Genomic DNA, 18,566 nt, shown 5'->3' on the forward strand with positions numbered 1-18,566 from the left:
TTTATCCTCCCTTTAAATCATACTGCTCAGTTTTTTCAACCATTTCCTCTAACAGCTCAAAAAGCAATTCACGCTTCGATTCGTCCATTCCTTCTAGCATGATCTTGTTCCAGCCGACAAACTTCTCCACCATCGCTTCGCGCATATCAAAACCCTTTTGAGTCAAAGAAATCTTGTTGCAGCGCTTGTCCTGCTCATCCTTTTCCTTTGTGACCAGACCTTTTTCCAATAATGATTGAATGGTTCGCGTCGTTAAAGCCTTGTCTACTTGAAGATACGCACTAATTTCTTCTTGCGTCACCGCGTTATGACGATAAAGATACATTAAGATCGGCTGCTCGGCTGTCGAGATATTTAGCGGCTTCATCACCGAATTTAAATAAATTTGATTTTTTCGATATAAAATCGAAATCAAACGTCCCACACTTCGCTTCATGATTCACACCTTCCAAATAAAATAGTTGACTACTCAACTAACTTATCAAACAATAGTTGAGCGGTCAACCATTATTTCAGAAAAAAAACGATTGAAATTAAATTCAATCGTTTCATCCTAACAATGGTTGTATTTTCTTTCCGCAATATTGGGTAGTCACCTTCAGCAGCGGACCAATCAGCACCACGCCGATGATCGGTCCCACCATGAACTTTCCGCCTAAAAACATGCCGGTCACAAAACAGATCAGATCCAGACCGATCCGAATCTTCGCTAAATCGATCGACAAGCGATTCGCTAGAGCAAAGCTCAGAGCGATATAGCCTTCTTTTCCTGCATTCGTTGCCGCTGCAATTCCAGAGCCGATCCCGATAAAGGAAATCCCAAGTATGACAATCAGCAGCTTTAGAACTACTTCTCCTTGTATCGTTACTTGTTTGATCATCAGATCCGTAAAAATACTGGTAGCGATCGGGTTCAAAATGGTCGCCAAGCCTAGCTCCTTTTTATCAATTAAAGCTACGATGAGCAAACAGGTGCAGGTAACCAGCAAAGATGCCTGACCCACTGTAATCGGCAGATGTTTTGCTAATCCTTCCCATAAAACGCCCAAGGCATCCGCCCCTAAACCGGTCACAACACAAAGCCCCACACCGACTCCGACCAAGGAGGAGCCCAAAACGGAAATCACATTTCGTAAAAGCATCTTCATTAATCCAAGTTCGTGCCGTCTGAAGCAATTACCTCTTTATACCAATAGAAGGAATCTTTTCTGATTCGTTTGCATTCTTTGACATCATCGTCTGTGCGATCAACGTAGATCAAGCCGTAACGTTTCTTGTAGCCGTTGCTGGTAGACAGCAGATCAATCGCTGACCAAGGCATATAACCAACGACTTCTACCCCCATATCCATCGCTCGTTTCGTTGCTTGGATGTGTTCTCTTAAATAATCGATACGATAGTCATCATGAACTTTCCCATCCGGCGTCAGCTCATCATAGGCACCTAACCCATTTTCGGTGATCATAAATGGCACACGGTAGCGCGTGTATAGATCACGGTAAACATATTCCAAGCCGATTGGATCGATCGCCCAATCCCAATCAGTTGTCCGCAATTCCGGATTTGAACACATTTGATAGAAGCCGGGATGTGTTTCAAAGCCGGACATATCGCCTTTTTTACCAGATAAGTTATAGCCGGACCAACGGCGTTCCTCACCTTCGGGACAAGCATGGGCACATTGGCTGTCATAGTAGTTGATGGCAAAGAAATCAGATAGATTTTCTGCGAAGAACTGTTCATCGCCCTCTTCCATTTCCGGAGCCAAGCCGGCTTGTTTCAAATAGGTCAACGCTGCGACATTGTAGTAACCGCGGAAATAGACATCTAAATAATAGGCATTACGCAGATCATTGGCGTTTAACGCGGCAATCTGATCTTCTGGTTTACAAGTTCGCGCGTAGACTGGTGCATAACCTAAGGCCGGTCCTGCTTTAGCGCCGACTTCATGAGCTAGCTTAACGGCTACCGCTTGTGCCAAATTCATATGGTGATTGATTTGATAGCGAAGCTGATTGTTATCTTGATATTCTGGCAGCACATAGCATTTTTGCGTCCAGTACTGCACGATGATGCTTTGCTCATTGATGGTGATCCAATATTTGATATCATCTTTGAACTCATTGATGACATATTTCGCGAACACTTCAAAATCCTTCACCACTTCGCGAGACAGCCAGCCGCCATATTTTTCGACTAATGGCCACGGCAGATCATAATGGTACAACGTTGGGATCGGTTCAATGTCATTGTCTTTTAATTCCTTGATCAAATCGCGGTAGAATTGGATACCTGCTTCATTGACCACATCATCGCCATTTGGAAAAATCCGCGACCAAGCAATCGAAAATCGATAGCTGGTAAAACCCATTTCCTTAAAGAGGGCAATGTCCTCTTTATATTTATGGTAATGATCACTCGCAACGCTGGCATCGGCAAAGCCGAATTTTTCGTGCCGTTCACTGTTGATGATATCTTGTTGGGATAGTCCTTTCCCATCCTCTTGTGCCGCGCCTTCTACTTGATACGCGCTGGTTGCCGCTCCCCATAGGAAGTCTTTTGGAAATGCATTGTTCATATTCTTCTCGCTCCTCATCTTTTATTAAAACTGAAGGATGAGTCAATAACGGACTGCTTCAGGTTTTACTGATTTATTTTGCCGGGAACAGTTCCCAGCTATTTGTTCTTCATTACTAATTCAAACATATCGACCAAATCTCTGGTCATGTTGACTTCACTCGTAATCGTCATTAAATGATCTTGGGCATGAGTAAACAGCAGACATGGCTGATAGCTTTTTCCCGCCGCTTCATTTTGAATGATCGTTGTTTGCGAGCGATGCGCCAAAACAATATTTTCTTTCGCTTCTTTCAACGCTTCGTAGGCCGCATCAAAATCCTGCATTTTAGCAAACTTGATTGCTTCTTGTGCTTTTGTCCGTCCATTTCCCGCATGCAAAATAATCTGCATTGCGACTGGAATCAGTTCGTTTTCCTCTTCAAGCAATTCTGTTTCTTCCATCTTTTTTCACCTCGTCCATTTTTATACAGCTTCTACAGGAGCAGACAATTCTTCTGCCGCTTGTTCTTCTTTGACTTCATCCGCCAATACCTCTTTTTCATAAACCTTGAAAAATGGGTACCATGTAATCAAGTACATCGCGAACAAAAGAACATACCAGAGAACCGCTCGGAAATCTTGCAGGATCATTACACTGGAGATTGGTGCCGGAATCTGAGCCACCTGCATCAACTCCTGTGGAATATTCAGCAAGCCGCCCCGCATCGCAAACCAAACAACACAGCTTCCGGTGATGGAATTGATCCACATCGGCATCATCAAGATCGGATTCATAACGACCGGCGTACTGAAGACGATCGGTTCATTGATATTAAAGAGTGATGGTCCGATACAAATGCGACCGAGTGTTTTTAATTTCTTGGCTTTTGAGAAGCACATCAATAGATTCAGTGTTAACGTAGCACCTGTTCCGCCCATCATAATCAAGCCTAAACTGTAGACGGTCTCATTCGTTACGATATTCATGCCGACATCCCCATTTTTAAGGGCCAGTGCATTGGCAGCAATCCCTGCGATAAAAATCGGATTTTGAATAGCTGACCACAACCACGTTGAGATCCCCATTGAATAAAAGAAAGCCGGAATCAAAACAAGTAAGATTAACCCTGGTAATGATTGACCAAAGCTTTGGATCGGTTCAAACAAGTTGATGATGACTTCGAAAACATCAATCTTCAATGCAAAGATCATGGTTGACCATAGTGCTAAGCTCAAGAAAATCGGAATGATATTATTGATCCACTCCACGACAAAATCCGGCAGCTCCGAATTTTGCAGCAGATGCAATTTGCTGAAATAATGGAAGATGACACTAACAACTGCACCGACGATTACACCGATCAAAATCCCTGTTGGTCCAACTCGTCCCATGTCATAGACACCTTCTTTGGCACCGACTGGATGCAGCGTCATCATCAAAACACAGACAGATACGATTCCTGCTGTGATGGAATAGTTAGGATGCTTGAACTTTTCCATATATTGATTCGCCACCATAAAAGCCGCGATCATGCCAATCATGCCGAATGAATAATTTGAAATATTGCCTAAATCAGGCAGCTGCGGAATATACGAGCGAAAAACGTTATAAAAGAAGACGATCGAGCCTGTCATAATGAAGGGAATCAATTTCTGCATCGCACTCGATAAGCCGGCAACGGAAGGCTTTTGAGTCAGCTGCTTCGCCTTTGGAGCAAATGAATTCGCCAACCAATCCATAAATTTTTTCATTTTGCTTGTTCCTCCTAATAATTGATGAGTTTATTTTTCTAATTTGCTGATCGCGAAGTCCAACAACCCTTCACCGTCCAGCATGCCGTAAATATCTTGCGGGATCACATCCACCACAACATTGTGAGGTGCAGCCTGTTCAGCCATCTCTTCTTTGAAAGAAGCATAATGAGGGCCCAGCAATAAGATGTCGATCGACTCTAAATAAGAAGCCACTTCACTTTCGCTACGAGCATCGATCGAACCGGAGATCCCGCGTTTTTTCGCTGCTTTTCTTGTTTTCTGTGCTAAAAAACCACTAGACATTCCTGCGCCACAACATAATAAAATATTTAAAGTTTCCATGATAAAGTCCTCCAAAATTGTTTTTTTCTGCACGTGCTGTTCTCTTTTACATCTCTATTATTTCGATTTTTACTATTTCCCTCAACTAGACTGTTGCACGCAGGTCGTGCAACTCACTATTTTTTCTTCCGCAAATTCACGCTATAATAAATAAAATGACTTATGGAGGGATGAGGATATGAAGGAAAAGCAAGAATACCTGCTAAAATTACTGCTGCAGCAAGACACCCCTATCTCTTCAAGAATCTTAGCTGAAAAAATGAACGTGTCTATGCGGACAGTCAAAAATTATATTTACGAGTTAAACAAACTAGGAGCAGCACCAGTAATCGCTTCTTCTAATGCAGGCTACACGGTTATTCGCGAGGAAGCTGAAAAATTATTAGAAGAGCCGAAAAATGATACCGCTTTACCTCAGACATTTAAGGAGCGTTCCTTTTTCATTATTAAACGGATTTTGATGGAAAATCAGCAGCTCAATATTTTCGATCTCTCGGAGGAACTGTTCGTCAGCTACTCCACACTTAAATCAGATCTTTCACGAATGAACAAAGCCTATGAGAAATACCACGTGAAATTTATCCTCAAGCAAGATGAGATCCAAATCATCGGCGAAGAAAAAGAAAAGCGCCGCCTGATTTCCTACATCATTTTTGAAGAGGTGCCGCATAAATTTATCGATAAGCAAATTTTAGAGGCCACCTTTGATAAGCAAGATATTGAAAAGCTCGCTGCGATTATCCATTCGATCATGCAGGAATCGAATTATCATTTGAATGACTTTTCCTTCGTTAACCTGATGCTGCATCTGCTGATTCTGTTAGAATCCGTGCGAAATGACAACTCACTGGTCAGCCGCAACTGGTTCAGCTCTTGGCTGCGAGAAGATAAGGCCAAATTAGTTACAAAGATGATTGAACAAATCGAACAGGAATTTGACCTGACCTTGAATAGTCTAGAAAAAGAAGAAATCCATATGATCTTTCAAGCAAATGCCAATTATATTCCTTCGAATAATTTGAAGGAGCTGGAACAGATCGTGGGTGAGGAGATTTCTCAGGCAGTCGATGTTGTTTTAGAGGATGTCCGACAAACCTTTGGGATTAATTTAATGAGTGAGAACTTCATCGTTCCTTTTTCTTTGCATGTCAGCGGACTTTTTTCACGCGCCAAGCAGCAAACCTCGTTGAAAAACCCGATGGTGAGCTCGCTGAAAAAAGATTTTCCGATGGTCTACGATGTCGCCGTGTACATCTCCTTACGTTTGAGCAATCGCTTCAGCATATCTGTCAGTGAAGATGAGACCGCCTATATTGCCTTACACATTGGCTCTGAGCTGGAAGGACAAAAGAGAAACCTTTCGAAGATTCGAACCGTCCTGCTTTGTCCCAAATATATGAACCTAGACGAGCAGCTCTATGAAAAACTGAATCACCATTTCGGCAACGATTTGATTATTCAAACGGTCGTCTCCAAATTTTCGGAAACCGAGGATTTAGACTTCGAACTTTTGATAACGACATTGCCTGTTCCAGAAACACCGGATTTTCTTGTGATCGAAGTCTCTCCGATTTTTACCGAAGAACAACGCATGACACTGATTACTGAAATAGGAAATATTCGATTGGATCGAAAGAAAAGTATTTTGCGAAAAAATTTCGATGATTACTTCGACGAGAAATTTTTCACCAGCCAATTAGCCGCCGATTGCTCTGAAGCAGTGATCAATGAGCTGTGCCAAGTGCTGGAAGCGGAAAACATCGTCCCTGCTGAGTTTAAAGAGCACGTCTTAGAGCGTGAGCGGGCCTCCTCAACAGCCTTTGAAGCGATCGCGATTCCTCATTCTGTCTACATGGATGCACACCAAACTGTTATCAGTGTCGCCATTTCTGAAAAAGGCCTTCTATGGGGAGATAAAAAAGTCCATGTCGTTTTATTAGCCGCGATCAACGATATCGATCGACGACTATTTACTGATATCTATGAAGCCCTGATCTCCTTATTCGACACGGCCCAAAGCTATCAAGAAATCAAAAAAATCCAGAATTTCGCAGACTTCCGCTCATTTATTTACTCAAAGATCAAAAGAAACTATTGATACGACAAAAAAGCGATTGAAATCAAATTGATTTCAATCGCTTTAAATTTACTTTTTACGCTTTTTTAGTGTTGTCACAGTTTGCACCTGCTGCACTCTCATTCGTATTCGCTTTAGCTAATCCTTTGATCGCCGCACGAATAATCATCGAAGCTGTGAAACCAACCAACGCTAAAACTGCGAAGATTCGTAAAACATTCGTATAAGAATGGAACATCTCAGTAACCTTGCCTAAGAAAATCGGACCAAACATTCCGGCCGCAGCCCAAGCAGTTAAGATATAACCGTGAATCGCACCGACTTCTTTCGAACCGAAAACATCCCCGATATAAGCGGGCACGATCGAAAAGCCTGCACCGTAGCAAGTCATCAATAGACAAATCAATGCTGCAAACAGCAATGGTGAATTTACTACTGATAAACTCAATAGAACGACGATATCGATCACGAAAAGAATCGTAAAGACATTTTTTCGACCTAAGACATCTGAGATCAGCGCCCAAACCAAACGGCCGCAGCCGTTGAAGACACCCATCACACCGACCATCGTAGCAGCCATTCCAGCTGACATTCCGGTAATTTCTTGAGCCATTGGCGAAGCTTCTGAAACAAGCGAGATTCCGCAAGTAATATTTAGAAATAGCATAAACCATAATAACCAAAATGTTTTGGTTTTGATTGCTTGATTGGCGGTCAATTGTACACCGCTGTATTGGACCTTCACTTCTTCTTTTGGTTCTGGCGCTTCAAAGCCTGCCGGCGTCCAGCCAACTGGCGGTTTTTCCAAATAACGCGAAGCAGTGAACATCACTAAGAAATAAGCAACCCCTAAAATATAGAAGGTATTAGAAACACCGACACGCACCATTAATTGTTGGGCGATCGGTCCGGTGATCATGGAAGCAAAACCAAAGCCCATGATAGCAAGTCCGGTAGCCAAGCCTTTTCTATCCGGGAACCAGCGAATCATCGTTGACACAGGTGTGACATACCCCGCTCCTAAACCAATCCCGCCGATAATTCCGTAAGTCAGATACAGCATTGGCAAAGATTGACTAGAAATAGCAAACCCCGTCGAAATAATTCCTAAACCAAATAAAATCGATGCGACCGTTCCGGTTTTTCTCGGGCCAAATTTCTCCACAAATTTCCCCATAAACGCCGCTGATGTTCCTAAACAGAAAATCGCTAAACTAAATGCAAAAGAGATCGACGATTTGTCCCATCCCGTCAATTCTTTGATCGGTTCTTTAAATACACTCCACGCGTATGCTGAACCGATAGACAGATGAATCGCTACTCCTGATAAGGCGATCAGCCATCTATTTTTTTCCCTGCGCATTCTTTTCCCTCCTGATTTCAATCCATTTGTCTGTTTGAGTGCGATAAAAAAGAGATAACATCTGTTATCTTTTTTTATTTAAAAAAATATTTTTTTCAAACACCCAATAATCACGAGTATACGCTCTCATTTACTTAAATTCAACAAAAATTTTAATATAATCCGATTATATTCGACGTTATTAAAAAAAAGAATTTTTGCTGGTACTTTTGATAGAAGTTTCCCCTATTTTTAAGCTGTTCAACCTAGATCAGACTGAATTTTCTGTTAATAAAAAGACCACTAAACGATCAACGCTTAGCAGTCCCTTATTCCAAAGTGAATCCCTTCGTCTACTATTATGCCTTTTTCTTAACTGGCGCATAGAATGACAGCTTTCCGACACTTGTATATTCCTCTAAATTAAAATTACCGGCAATTTGATAGGTCTCATTTTGCATCAATTCGCCGTAACTCTGACCGATTAATTGATCCAGCTCTACCTGATCTGTGTAGCTCAAATCAAAGCATGCGTAAGTTCCAGCGGGCAGCTCGAACTCCGAGGGACGTGTTTCTGCCGTTTCGGTATCACCGATCAGATAACACTGATCCCCATCGATCACCGCATTCACAGCCAACAGCTCTCCCTCAATTTTCGAAGCATACTCTTCTTTAGCTCGCATTTTTTGTTTGCTCATCTCAGCCAATTCCTCCGGCGAATTCGACGGCTGCAAAGTCGTCAGCCATCCATGAACCGTCACCGCTTCTCTCTCAACTATCTTCAACATGACTAGATTCCTTCTTTCTTCGTAGCTATCTATCATTAAACTTTCTTCCAATAAAGAAAATCTGGGATTCACGTATTACATGCTAAATATATGCCCCTCATCTAGCCAATGCAATAAAAACGCTTACTGAAATACCTGTAACAAAACCATTAGAAATGAATCAATCCCGTCGCTGCAAGAATGAAAATCATCAAACATAAAAGTGTCACAAATAAAGCCGCTAATAAGAAAACACTGGCGGCCGTTCGAATAGGAGCAGCCATTTCCTCTTTCAGATTTTTGAAGTGGATCACACACAACCATATCGCTGCGATCACGATCAAAAGCTGAACTGGGATAATATTTTCCAGTCTGCCGCCATTGGACGCTGTCAAAAAACTAATAATTGAAAAGACCAGCAGCGCTCCCCCACAAATTCCTGAAAACAATCCGATCCGGATCGTCTGCAGCAGCCTCGCCTCGTTTGCCATCTTAGCCATATACTTCGCATCTCCTTTCATCAAATAATCAAGAGAGATCTCGTAATAATCACTGATAGCCACCAGCGTTGGAACATCAGGATAATTTTTCTCATTCTCCCAATTCGAGACCGTTTGGCGCGTCACATTAAAAATCTCCGCCACTTCTTGTTGCGTCTGTCCCCGCTTTTTTCTTTGCGCCTTCAAAATTTCAGCAATCACAGTGATCCCTCCCTCTTCATTTAATGATAGAGTTTCTTTTTTAATTATACTAGAAAGCCCCGCTTGCTTACCCATTTTATCGCGCAAGTATTATTTGACATTCCTTATTTAGCGGACTCCTTTTGCAACAAACACATCTTTTAATGCAACAAACGAAAAAAAGATTCTTTCTGTAGCAAATCCTTGCTATGCTAAAGTCACAAAGGAGGAAACACATGAATATCAACTTTACCTGGGTGAAAGAAAAAGCACTAAACGAAATAGATATCTTCGCAAATCCGGAAAATAAACCAAGGCTGCTGCACCTTGAAAAACACTTAAATCAAGAACAAGAAATCCTAGTGATTGATCCAAAAAATAATCGTTCAATTAAATTACCGTTACATCAAATCGAATCATTCGAAACGATGGGACATCTCGTCAAAGTAAATTTGCTAAATCAGCAGAACTATCTCATGCAAAAACGTCTTAAAGAACTGATCAATCTAGAGAAGGAAAACTTCTATCGGATCAATAATTCACAGATTTTAAATCTAAGCAGTATCCAATCTTTTCAATTAGGAGAACACGCCCGCTTAGAAGTTCAAACTAAAACCGATACTACTTATGTCGTCAGCCGTCACTATGCAAAAAATATTAAGGAGAGACTCTCATGTTCAAACAATTAAAAAATTCTTTCTTCCAAGCCGCTTTCGGATCGTTGATTTGGATCACGATTCTTTGTTCCATCACCGATTTATTTTCACAGGTCCCCTTCACTTATACCTGGCACTTGATCGGGATCAGCAGCTTGGTCGGCCTAGTATTCGGTGTGATCTATCCCTACTTATGGAACTATTCAACTTTGAAGGCATCGACTAACATTATTATCTGTACACTGGTTAATACCTTATGTGCCTATGCAGGCGTCTACCTTTACTCCGTTCAAATGTTTGATTTTATCCGCCCATTCTTTATTGGCGTACTATTATTGACCCTGATATTGCACATCATTACCTTCTACTTTTATTCCAAATACGACAACAAAAAAATGGCTAACAGTTTAAATCAGCTAAATAGCTAAAAATTCCCTGACTTGCTGATCCAAGTCAGGGAATTTATTTTGTTAGAATGTCACGATCTTGTCTGCCCACTCCACCATTTCAACGCAATCAAACATCGTTGAGATCGGACAAGAGGTCTGATCTTCTAATTGTCTAGATTTTAAGCAAGTCCCGCAGGCCAATAATTCTCCGCCGTTTTCCTCCAGCTTCTTCATTTCAGCTGGCACATCATACTGTTCGTCTTCGATGCTTTCTACCTCTACTGCTTCTCCCATCAAGAAAAATTTAACTTCATGCGTTTTCTTCAGCGCAGCCACACCAAAGCGAAAGGCATTCCACGCTTTTTCGTGTTCCTTTGTTTCCAAAATGATTGCTAATTTCATTTCATCCGCTCCTTTAATTGATAAAAAATTTGGTAGATATTTTTATCCTAATCACTTTAAAGTATAGCGTTTTCAAACGCTAAAAACAATCTGCCTAAGACTCTAGGTGCACGCCAAAAAAGGTATCAGCCTATACCTGCCGATACCTTAATTAAAATGATTCATTAATCTTCGGAATTGATGACATTTTCCTGCATTTTTCCTTGCGCAAGGATATCTACTCGGGTTTGCATCTCTTCGTATAGTGACAATATAGATTGACGTGATTCGATCACTTCGTCGGAAATTTCCTTCGCCTGTTCATTGATCAAAGCCAACTCTCTCTTGGCTTCTTCGATGATCCGGTGAGCGTCCATCTTAGATTTTTCTACCATCCGATTGGCTTGTTTCCGTGCTGAAATCAACACTTCCCCAATTTCTTGCTGGGTCGAAACGGCATCTTGCTTCAACTGCTCATTTTCTGCTTGGAGCTGCGCAACCTTTTCACGTAGTTCACTCGTTTCCTTTGCCTGAACTTCTTTGGCTGCTTGTTCTTCGATCATTCGATCCATCGCCTGATCCTTCTCAACGATTACTTTATCTAGTTGAGAATACTGTTCGTCCTTCTCATTGATCTCCGCAATAAGGTCATTGATTTGACCTTCCAGTTGATGGATTTTTTCAAGTCGTTGGATTTCTTCATCTTTTTGCTGAGCAACCAGCGCTTGATGTTCTTCGTGAATTTCTTCCAGCTCCTGTTCAACTGTAGCCAAATGTTCCACTGAATCTTTCAGCTTTTTGTTTTCTTCCTGCACTTGTTCTAATTGCTGTTTCAAATTATCCAGCTCTTGCGTTTCTTTTAGTCGCTGAACTTCTTGACGTGCTCGTTGAACCTCTGCCTCCAAGTCTTGGATTTGACGACGGTTTTGCGCCTTTTCCTCACCCATTCGTAAAACTGATTGACGATAGTTTTCATTTTCCTTCGTCAATTGCTGGGTCTGAGCCGTCATTTCTTTTTTATATTTCTGTAAAACCTGCTCCTTTTCAAAAATCAAACGTTTCAGTTCTTTGATTTCTTCTGCCTGTTTTTCCGGCGACTCAGGAACAGTGTTATCAGAAACCATTTTTAATGCAGGTGCAGATTTTGGCTGCGCTGGGGCTGGGGTTGGTGTTTGATTTTGTGTTGGTGCCTGCGTTTCATTTTCCACTTTCTCCTCCGGAACGGAATTGATTTCATCGATAATGTTCTTATTGAAAAACCATCCGCTCTTCTTTTGTTGTGCTACCATTGCTTTCCCTTCTTTCCGTTAGTCTTCTTCTTGAATCATTACAAATTTATCTTCTCCATTCTCACGAGAGAAAGTACAACTATAATCTTGTTTCTGCTGCTCGCCATCCCTTACGTTCAGCTGGAAGGTGATCTGTGTCAGATTTACTACCCCCTCTGCTTCAGCCGCAAACGACTTGATATTATCTTTAATTTGCTGCCGATTATCTTCACTAGTCAAATCTCCCGCCAGAGCAATGTTCAACGTTTGGGTCGGTATATCTAAGACGATCAAGGTCGTCGGCAAACCAAAGTAAGGACTGAGTTTGTTGGAAAGATCACTCTCCATCGCGTATTGCTTTTCGCGACTTTCATCGGTGAATAATTCATCCCATGCATAATCCTGCAGACCAAGCCCTTCTTTAGGGTACTCTTTGACCGGCAGCTTATTGATCAGCTTCTTTTGTTCCTTCTTCATCACCTGAACATCATCTCTCAACGTGCTGTTTTGTTCATTGGCTGCATATAGCTGATCCTGCACTTGAAACAGGCTGAAAGTATTCAAAAAAAGGACTACTGCTAAACAGAAGGTGACGAATAATAACGCCGATATATGCTTTGATTGTTGAATTTGCTTGACGTAATCCAACTTTCGCTGAAAAGTCGCCGAAGCATCTCGCGGCGGCTTAATCAATTGCAATCGAACGTTGATAATCATTCGATACAACCACACTAGGAGCACTATAATAATAAGCCCTACGCAAACCCAATTAATGATTATCACGTGTTTTCCCCTTTTCTTTTAGTTTTTTACTTTAGCGAGATGAATCGCTGGGAAACGGAATTGGACAGTTCCTTCGATTGACTTCCGATGAACAAACCCAAACGTCCGGCTGTCTTTAGAAACATCAACATGATCCCCGATCACAAAATAAACATCCTCTGGAATTCTGTTTAACGTTTGAAATTCATCTGCCACAGTCGGCGATAGGTGAAACGTGTTCGTTGTTTCAAAATCAACCTGTTCACCGATATTCAAAACCATTCGATCATTTCGGACAAACATACTGTCGCCGGGTAAACCAATCACGCGTTTGACAAACATCCCCTCTTCCTTATCAACTGAGAACGTAATAATATCGTAGCGTTGGATTTGAACATTTTTTTTCACTAGAACCTGATCCCTTTCAGTGAGCGTAGGAATCATCGAAGTCCCAGAAATTGTATGAACACTGTAGCGCTTTTGTAACTGTCCTCTCATAACAAACAGCATCGTTATAGATAAAATGATAAGAAGGACGATAGTTAAAATGACTGCCCTCCTGTCATGCGGCGGATCCTCTGCGTGCTCGTGTCGCCTATTTGCCATGAGTAATGGCACCCCTTTATTTTGCTTTAATATAAGTTACTAAATCAGATTTCGCTAAGTTCGCGTCAATCACACGATAGGAAATCACCGTACCTCCATATACGTTACCTTCTGAAATCAAAATCCCCTCTGGTCGAACTGCCTCAACAAAAGCTACATGACCATAGCGCGGATCTGATCCGGCCGTCCCCGGTGTGAAGGAAATCAGCCAGCCTGCTTTAGGTTCGCGACTAACCTCGTAACCCAATGCTTTGCCTTTTGTTCCCCATTCACCGCCATTGCCCATAAAGTCGTCAACGCTCTTTCCTAACTGTTTCACACGATTAAAGGCGTACCAAGTACATTGTCCAACTGGATACGAACCTGAGGTATTGTAATTGACTCCGTTATAATCTGGATAGCGCATCATAGAGCGATATTCTTCTGGAATCTCATCTTTACCTTTAATAAAGACCCCTGATGACTGATCGACTTTTACACGATCGTATTGCGTCAAATTGTAGACCGCGATGATCGAATTCAACTTTCTATCATAAGATGTATCTGTCGCATAAGTTCCCGTCAGCGCATGGGTTGATCGCAAATAATTCTTCGCAGTCGAACGCCAAGTTTTTTGATAGTACCCGTCATTGCCAGAGATGCCGCCACGTAATAATTGAACGTAGTCACCTAATGAAGCGGCATAGTTTGGATACTTGCGAAATGCGGAATTAATCGAGTACAGATCCCCATTTCCGCGATCTTCTTGAGTCGCCATGGAGACGGCTTGTCCTTGATAGGTTCCCTTCACTCCGAAAAGATTATAGTTCGGTGGCAACGATAAGCTGCTGCTGCCAGAACCGCTTTCCAACAATGCCTGAGCAATCATTACTGATGCAAAAACATCATATTCTTGTCCCAGCTTGCGTGCATCTTCCGCAATCGTCGAAATGAATTTCTTCGACGCTTCATTTTCGGTGAAATTGATCGAAGCAGGGTATTCTGCCAAGGTCGTTTGACCATATTCAGTCAAAGTAACCTCTGGCAAAGCTTGCACTAACAGCTCTTCATCAATATCCATCGGCTGTAAAACGACCTGACGCTGCTTTTCTTTTTCAGCTGAATCTTCGGTAGCTTCTTTATCCTCGTTCGGATCAGCTTCTTTTGCATCAGCGTCCTCGGTATTTGTTGAATCCGCGGATGCCTCTACTTCTACATCTTCAACCGTTAAGTAATAATCTTTGCCGATGTATATCCCGATCACTTCAAGCTGATTATTTTTCTTTTGATAAAGCAAACTGCCGACACTGATCTCGTCTGTCTGCTTTTCAGGTGTTCCTGTGATTTCAATCGCGAAAAGATCGCTGTAAAGCTTAGCCGCTAATTGTTCTACATTGAAATCCTGCTCTTGTTCAACCCCAAGTTTTTTGATTCCATCATAGATCAATGCCGCATGTGCTTTATTTTCGAAACTAGAAAGCAAGGGCAGCTCATAGCCTTTCAAATCTGATTGAGCGACTTCGGCTGTCTTCAATTCACTTGGTAGTTGTAAGGTACTGGTTTCAGAAAAAGCATCCGGTGTATCTTGGATAACAGCGGTGCTAGCTTGAACTTTAGGTTCGCTTGGTGCCGGCGGTGTTGGCGTGTTTGGTGCCGGATTTTGAATCGAGCCTGGTGACGTCGGAACCGACGGCGTGCTCGGCTGCGGCTGTTCCTGACTAGTCGCTGGTGGCGGTGTAGACGAACTAGTTGTCGTCGTCCCTGTCGAACCACCGTTGCTTGAGCTGGTAGTGCTGCTCGGAGTACTGCTAGAAGTTGAAGTATCGCTTGTAGAAGTACTAGGTGTCGTTGAACTGGACGTTTGACTTGTAGTAGTCCCGCCAGTTGAACTTTCACTCGTTGTTTCTCCGTTAGTCGTGCTTTCAGTGGCCGAACTTTCACTCTTCGGCGGTTCAACCGTACTGCTTTCCGGCGTTGATTCCGGAACAGGCTCCTTTGCCGACGTATTTTCTTCTGGCGCTTGTTCCACCGGTGTCTCTGGCACAGCAGGCGGCTCAGTTACAGGCGGTTCCGGCGCCGGAGTTTCTGGACTTTCTGCCGGCTCAGCTGGAGTTTCCGGTACAGCTGGCGCCGGTTCTGCCACAGTTGAGCTTTCTGGAACTGTCGTCTCCACGACAGAAGATTCTTGAAGTAAGTTATCAGCTTTTAGTGCCCCGCTGCGCAAGCTAGCTACTCCCCAACAAAATACTGCTACCCCACAAATTGCCATAACAATCTTTTTCATGAACATTTCCCCTTCTTTCTATTCCTAAATCAAGCTAAGTATTCTTTAAAAATACTGGGGCAACCAATGATTTAAAAAAAATCAAGGATGCTGACAATAATCCGCATCCTTGATTCAAACTTCGATAATGATGCATCCATTCTTTACAAGTTACCAATGAATGCTGATCATCCTACGCCGCTCATCGCTAAGACTCTAACTAGCATCTGATAAGTCACAATATTTCACTGATTCGCGGCATTTTGGCTTTTCCTGATAAGGAAAGATGCTATCAACATGATTCATTGATTGAGTACCCATCAACCTTCAGCATGCTGTCAGTAATAAAATTACAATGACCGGATCTCTTATGTCTGTCTCTTATACACATCTAGATGTGTATAAGAGACAGAAATTACAATGACCGGATCTCTTATGTATATTATTTGTTTTTTTATGTACTTTAATAGTAGACAACTGACCACTTTAAAAATTCTCAAAATGAAATCCTTCGATAGTCTCATAAACCAGAGGAAACACCTTCATTACGCACACCATTGGTTACAATATTATTCTACCCGCATTTATAAGGAATGTCTCAGCCATTTTTAAAATATAAAATTTAATTTTTGGGTAAAAATAAGCAATCCACGCGCATGTATCCGCTTTCTTTTCTATGCTTGCTTACATCTAGCTATATTTCAAAGCTGTAAATAGAACTGCGAGGCAAAAATTCTTTTTTTGTTTTTTTTATTCACTTTTTGGGTAATTCATTCAATCGTTATATTCTTCCTAAAAAACAAATAAACACCGACTATAAAAGTCGATGTTTTGCTCTAATCAAATACCGTTTCGATTTTTTTCCCGCGCAGTTTTTGAATCGTCGAATGCTCTTGTAAAACCTCTGCTAACTCCAATAAATTTTTTACACAAAAATCGGCGCCATGCTGGTAGAATTTTTCAGCTGTCAGCTGGTTCAAACGTTCCATCTCTTCCTTTGAAAGACTTTTATACTCTTCCAAAGAAAGTCCCATCTCCGAGCTGCCTTCTGTTACCGCGATACTCAAGACGCCAGCGTTCTTACCTTCTTTAATATCAGAGATGGTATCTCCGACTTTAATCACTTCCTCCATCGAATGATTTTCAAAATAGCGCATATTCTCAAAAATCATAAATGGATAGGGTCTGCCCAGCGAGTCCACATCATCCGGCGTCACAACATAGTCCGGATGATACCCTTCGACTTTAGCCGTTTCAAAAACGACGTTCATCATTTCTTTAGTGTAACCGGTAGTCGAACCGATATTATAGCCTAGCTGCTTGATTTTTTTCATCGCCTGCTTGGTTTCTGGTTTTAGGTGACTGTTTTCCGCCAGATCTGCAAATAAATATTTTTCAAAGTCTTGATAGATACTTAATACATCGGCTTCCACTGATGGGCGGCCATACAGCTCCAACCATTGCTTTCTTACTTTATCAAGCGAAAGCAGCTGCTTGATATGATCGATTTTAAGCATTCCCATGGGTTCTCGAATTTCTTCATACGTAAGCTCGATCTTTTTATTTTCAAATGCTTTTTTAAATGCTTCGACCGGAGCCATACAGCCAAAGTCAACAGTCGTTCCCGCCCAGTCTAAAATAATTGTATTAACTGACATACGCCACCTCCGCATAATTTTCAATCACCTTAACTAAACGATGAATATCTTCAGGATAGATATCACCAATATTACCAATCCGAAAACAGTCTGCTGTGCTGATTTTCCCTGGATAGATCACAAAACCATTCTCCTTCAAATGCTGATAAAAATTGTCAAAATCAAAGGACGCTTGCTTTGGAAACAGGAAAGACGTGATAAATGGTCCTTGATACTGCTTGATAAAGGGTTGATATCCCAGCTCCTCCATTTTTTGCCGCAGCAGTCGATTATTGGTCAAATACCGCATATAGCGCTGGTAGATTCCACCTTCCTCATCCAGTTCTTTCAACGCTTGCTGAAATGCCAGAACTGTATGAGTTGGCGAAGTAAAGCGCCACTTTCCATCTTTTTCCATCGTTTCGTATTGGTCATAAAGATCCAGCGACAACGTTCGAGCATAACGCCGTTTTTCTAACTGATCTCTTTTCGCCAAAATAAAGGAAAAACCCGGAACTCCTTGAATACATTTATTTGAACTTGAGATCAAAAAATCAATCGACAGCCCAGAGACATCGATGGGAATCCCGCCGAAACTAGACATCGCATCAACAATAAACAGCAGTCCATTTTCTTTAGCCAGCTGCGCAATATCTTCTAACTCATTTAAAATACCGGAAGTCGTTTCACTGTGAACCATTGCGATGGCTGTGATAGAAGAATCATTTTTAAGAATTTCCGTAATAGCTTCTGCTTGAGGAATCTCATCCTCAGCAACTTCATACACTGTGTAGGTCAGATTGTGGCGTTCGCTCATACTGACAATTCGGAGACCATAGGCACCATTTACACAAATCAATACATGATCCTCTTCTCCGATGACCGAACTCAAGACAGATTCCACCCCAAATGAGCCGCTGCCTTGCATCAAGATTGTTGTATATTCTGTATCTGTTACTCCTGCTAAGGTCAATAGTTTCTGACGAATATCTTGAGTGATCGTTTTATATTCTTGATCCCACGTACAGTGATCGACCATCATAGCCTGCTTAACTGACTTAGTCGTCGTCAATGGTCCGGGGGTTAATAATTTATATTCCATA

General features: G+C 41.9%; 19 protein-coding genes. 3 read left to right on the forward strand and 16 right to left on the reverse strand.

What is annotated here, in order from left to right:
* Window position 1: 1 nt before the first annotated feature.
* The 6 genes from A5875_RS12360 to A5875_RS12385 form a co-directional block, all read right to left on the reverse strand.
* On the reverse strand, window positions 2-436 hold the full coding sequence (locus A5875_RS12360) for a MarR family winged helix-turn-helix transcriptional regulator (protein WP_088933878.1): 435 nt from the start codon (window positions 434-436) through the stop codon (window positions 2-4).
* A gap of 112 nt (window positions 437-548) precedes the next feature.
* Window positions 549-1,148, reverse strand: coding sequence for a YitT family protein (locus A5875_RS12365; protein WP_088933879.1), 600 nt, complete (start codon window positions 1,146-1,148; stop codon window positions 549-551).
* Entirely contained in the window at window positions 1,148-2,578 is a 1,431-nt protein-coding gene (locus A5875_RS12370) for a glycoside hydrolase family 1 protein (RefSeq protein ID WP_088933880.1), read from the reverse strand. The genes A5875_RS12365 and A5875_RS12370 overlap by 1 nt, the downstream gene beginning before the upstream one ends.
* Before the next feature lie 98 nt (window positions 2,579-2,676).
* Window positions 2,677-3,021 carry a PTS lactose/cellobiose transporter subunit IIA gene (locus A5875_RS12375; RefSeq protein ID WP_088933881.1) on the reverse strand — a complete coding sequence of 115 codons (345 nt, stop codon included), beginning with the start codon at window positions 3,019-3,021 and terminating at the stop codon, window positions 2,677-2,679.
* 21 nt (window positions 3,022-3,042) lie between these two features.
* Window positions 3,043-4,311, reverse strand: a complete 1,269-nt coding sequence (locus A5875_RS12380) for a PTS sugar transporter subunit IIC (RefSeq protein ID WP_176244669.1) — start codon at window positions 4,309-4,311, stop codon at window positions 3,043-3,045.
* A 30-nt stretch (window positions 4,312-4,341) separates the two neighbouring features.
* The gene (locus A5875_RS12385) at window positions 4,342-4,656 is read right to left on the reverse strand and encodes a PTS sugar transporter subunit IIB (protein WP_088933882.1); all 315 of its coding nucleotides are present in this window, start codon (window positions 4,654-4,656) and stop codon (window positions 4,342-4,344) included.
* A 178-nt stretch (window positions 4,657-4,834) separates the two neighbouring features.
* On the opposite strand from A5875_RS12385, the gene A5875_RS12390 reads away from it, so the two are divergent.
* Entirely contained in the window at window positions 4,835-6,754 is a 1,920-nt protein-coding gene (locus A5875_RS12390) for a BglG family transcription antiterminator (RefSeq protein ID WP_088933883.1), read from the forward strand.
* Window positions 6,755-6,809: 55 nt separating this feature from the next.
* Here the strand turns inward: A5875_RS12390 and A5875_RS12395 are convergent, their stop codons facing one another.
* From A5875_RS12395 to A5875_RS12405, 3 genes are all read right to left on the reverse strand, one after another.
* Entirely contained in the window at window positions 6,810-8,096 is a 1,287-nt protein-coding gene (locus A5875_RS12395) for an L-lactate MFS transporter (RefSeq protein ID WP_088933884.1), read from the reverse strand.
* 338 nt (window positions 8,097-8,434) lie between these two features.
* The gene (locus A5875_RS12400; protein ID WP_088933885.1) at window positions 8,435-8,863 is read right to left on the reverse strand and encodes an effector binding domain-containing protein; all 429 of its coding nucleotides are present in this window, start codon (window positions 8,861-8,863) and stop codon (window positions 8,435-8,437) included.
* A 149-nt stretch (window positions 8,864-9,012) separates the two neighbouring features.
* Window positions 9,013-9,543: a helix-turn-helix domain-containing protein gene (locus A5875_RS12405; RefSeq protein WP_088933886.1), complete on the reverse strand. Its 531-nt coding sequence runs from the start codon at window positions 9,541-9,543 to the stop codon at window positions 9,013-9,015.
* A gap of 215 nt (window positions 9,544-9,758) precedes the next feature.
* Here A5875_RS12405 and A5875_RS12410 point away from each other — a divergent pair, with 215 nt between their 5' ends.
* Both A5875_RS12410 and A5875_RS12415 read left to right on the forward strand, forming a co-directional pair.
* Window positions 9,759-10,211: a LytTR family DNA-binding domain-containing protein gene (locus A5875_RS12410; RefSeq protein WP_088933887.1), complete on the forward strand. Its 453-nt coding sequence runs from the start codon at window positions 9,759-9,761 to the stop codon at window positions 10,209-10,211.
* Window positions 10,196-10,606, forward strand: coding sequence for a hypothetical protein (locus tag A5875_RS12415; protein WP_088933888.1), 411 nt, complete (start codon window positions 10,196-10,198; stop codon window positions 10,604-10,606). Before A5875_RS12410 ends, A5875_RS12415 begins: the two co-directional genes overlap by 16 nt.
* Window positions 10,607-10,648: 42 nt before the next feature.
* On the opposite strand, the gene A5875_RS12420 is transcribed toward A5875_RS12415, so the two are convergent.
* The 7 genes from A5875_RS12420 to phnW all read right to left on the reverse strand — a co-directional run bounded on the left by A5875_RS12420 (window position 10,649) and on the right by phnW (window position 18,565).
* Complete coding sequence (locus tag A5875_RS12420) at window positions 10,649-10,969, reverse strand: DsrE/DsrF/TusD sulfur relay family protein (protein WP_088933889.1); 321 nt, start codon at window positions 10,967-10,969, stop codon at window positions 10,649-10,651.
* Window positions 10,970-11,133: 164 nt separating this feature from the next.
* Window positions 11,134-12,237: a hypothetical protein gene (locus A5875_RS12425; RefSeq protein ID WP_088933890.1), complete on the reverse strand. Its 1,104-nt coding sequence runs from the start codon at window positions 12,235-12,237 to the stop codon at window positions 11,134-11,136.
* Between the two features lie 18 nt (window positions 12,238-12,255).
* Window positions 12,256-12,999, reverse strand: coding sequence for a hypothetical protein (locus A5875_RS12430; protein WP_088933891.1), 744 nt, complete (start codon window positions 12,997-12,999; stop codon window positions 12,256-12,258).
* Between the two features lie 18 nt (window positions 13,000-13,017).
* On the reverse strand, window positions 13,018-13,584 hold the full coding sequence (gene lepB, locus A5875_RS12435; protein WP_088933892.1) for a signal peptidase I: 567 nt from the start codon (window positions 13,582-13,584) through the stop codon (window positions 13,018-13,020).
* 16 nt (window positions 13,585-13,600) lie between these two features.
* Window positions 13,601-15,847, reverse strand: coding sequence for a glucosaminidase domain-containing protein (locus tag A5875_RS12440; protein WP_088933893.1), 2,247 nt, complete (start codon window positions 15,845-15,847; stop codon window positions 13,601-13,603).
* Window positions 15,848-16,662: 815 nt separating this feature from the next.
* On the reverse strand, window positions 16,663-17,484 hold the full coding sequence (phnX, locus tag A5875_RS12445; protein ID WP_088933894.1) for a phosphonoacetaldehyde hydrolase: 822 nt from the start codon (window positions 17,482-17,484) through the stop codon (window positions 16,663-16,665).
* Entirely contained in the window at window positions 17,474-18,565 is a 1,092-nt protein-coding gene (phnW, locus tag A5875_RS12450) for a 2-aminoethylphosphonate--pyruvate transaminase (RefSeq protein ID WP_088933895.1), read from the reverse strand. Before phnW ends, phnX begins: the two co-directional genes overlap by 11 nt.
* Between the last annotated feature and the right edge of the window lies 1 nt (window position 18,566).

Origin of the sequence: Enterococcus sp. 3H8_DIV0648 (assembly GCF_002140655.1) — a bacterium.
In the GTDB taxonomy this organism is placed as follows: domain Bacteria; phylum Bacillota; class Bacilli; order Lactobacillales; family Enterococcaceae; genus Enterococcus_A; species Enterococcus_A hulanensis.

Bases quoted from the DNA above. Each gene is read 5' to 3' on its own strand.
- A5875_RS12360 (WP_088933878.1), bottom strand. From the start codon at position 436: ATGAAGCGAAGTGTGGGACGTTTGATTTCGATTTTATATCGAAAAAAT.
- A5875_RS12365 (WP_088933879.1), bottom strand. From the start codon at position 1,148: ATGAAGATGCTTTTACGAAATGTGATTTCCGTTTTGGGCTCCTCCTTG.
- A5875_RS12370 (WP_088933880.1), bottom strand. From the start codon at position 2,578: ATGAACAATGCATTTCCAAAAGACTTCCTATGGGGAGCGGCAACCAGC.
- A5875_RS12375 (WP_088933881.1), bottom strand. From the start codon at position 3,021: ATGGAAGAAACAGAATTGCTTGAAGAGGAAAACGAACTGATTCCAGTC.
- A5875_RS12380 (WP_176244669.1), bottom strand. From the start codon at position 4,311: ATGAAAAAATTTATGGATTGGTTGGCGAATTCATTTGCTCCAAAGGCG.
- A5875_RS12385 (WP_088933882.1), bottom strand. From the start codon at position 4,656: ATGGAAACTTTAAATATTTTATTATGTTGTGGCGCAGGAATGTCTAGT.
- A5875_RS12390 (WP_088933883.1), top strand. From the start codon at position 4,835: ATGAAGGAAAAGCAAGAATACCTGCTAAAATTACTGCTGCAGCAAGAC.
- A5875_RS12395 (WP_088933884.1), bottom strand. From the start codon at position 8,096: ATGCGCAGGGAAAAAAATAGATGGCTGATCGCCTTATCAGGAGTAGCG.
- A5875_RS12400 (WP_088933885.1), bottom strand. From the start codon at position 8,863: ATGTTGAAGATAGTTGAGAGAGAAGCGGTGACGGTTCATGGATGGCTG.
- A5875_RS12410 (WP_088933887.1), top strand. From the start codon at position 9,759: ATGAATATCAACTTTACCTGGGTGAAAGAAAAAGCACTAAACGAAATA.
- A5875_RS12415 (WP_088933888.1), top strand. From the start codon at position 10,196: ATGTTCAAACAATTAAAAAATTCTTTCTTCCAAGCCGCTTTCGGATCG.
- A5875_RS12420 (WP_088933889.1), bottom strand. From the start codon at position 10,969: ATGAAATTAGCAATCATTTTGGAAACAAAGGAACACGAAAAAGCGTGG.
- A5875_RS12425 (WP_088933890.1), bottom strand. From the start codon at position 12,237: ATGGTAGCACAACAAAAGAAGAGCGGATGGTTTTTCAATAAGAACATT.
- lepB (WP_088933892.1), bottom strand. From the start codon at position 13,584: ATGGCAAATAGGCGACACGAGCACGCAGAGGATCCGCCGCATGACAGG.
- A5875_RS12440 (WP_088933893.1), bottom strand. From the start codon at position 15,847: ATGAAAAAGATTGTTATGGCAATTTGTGGGGTAGCAGTATTTTGTTGG.
- phnX (WP_088933894.1), bottom strand. From the start codon at position 17,484: ATGTCAGTTAATACAATTATTTTAGACTGGGCGGGAACGACTGTTGAC.
- phnW (WP_088933895.1), bottom strand. From the start codon at position 18,565: ATGGAATATAAATTATTAACCCCCGGACCATTGACGACGACTAAGTCA.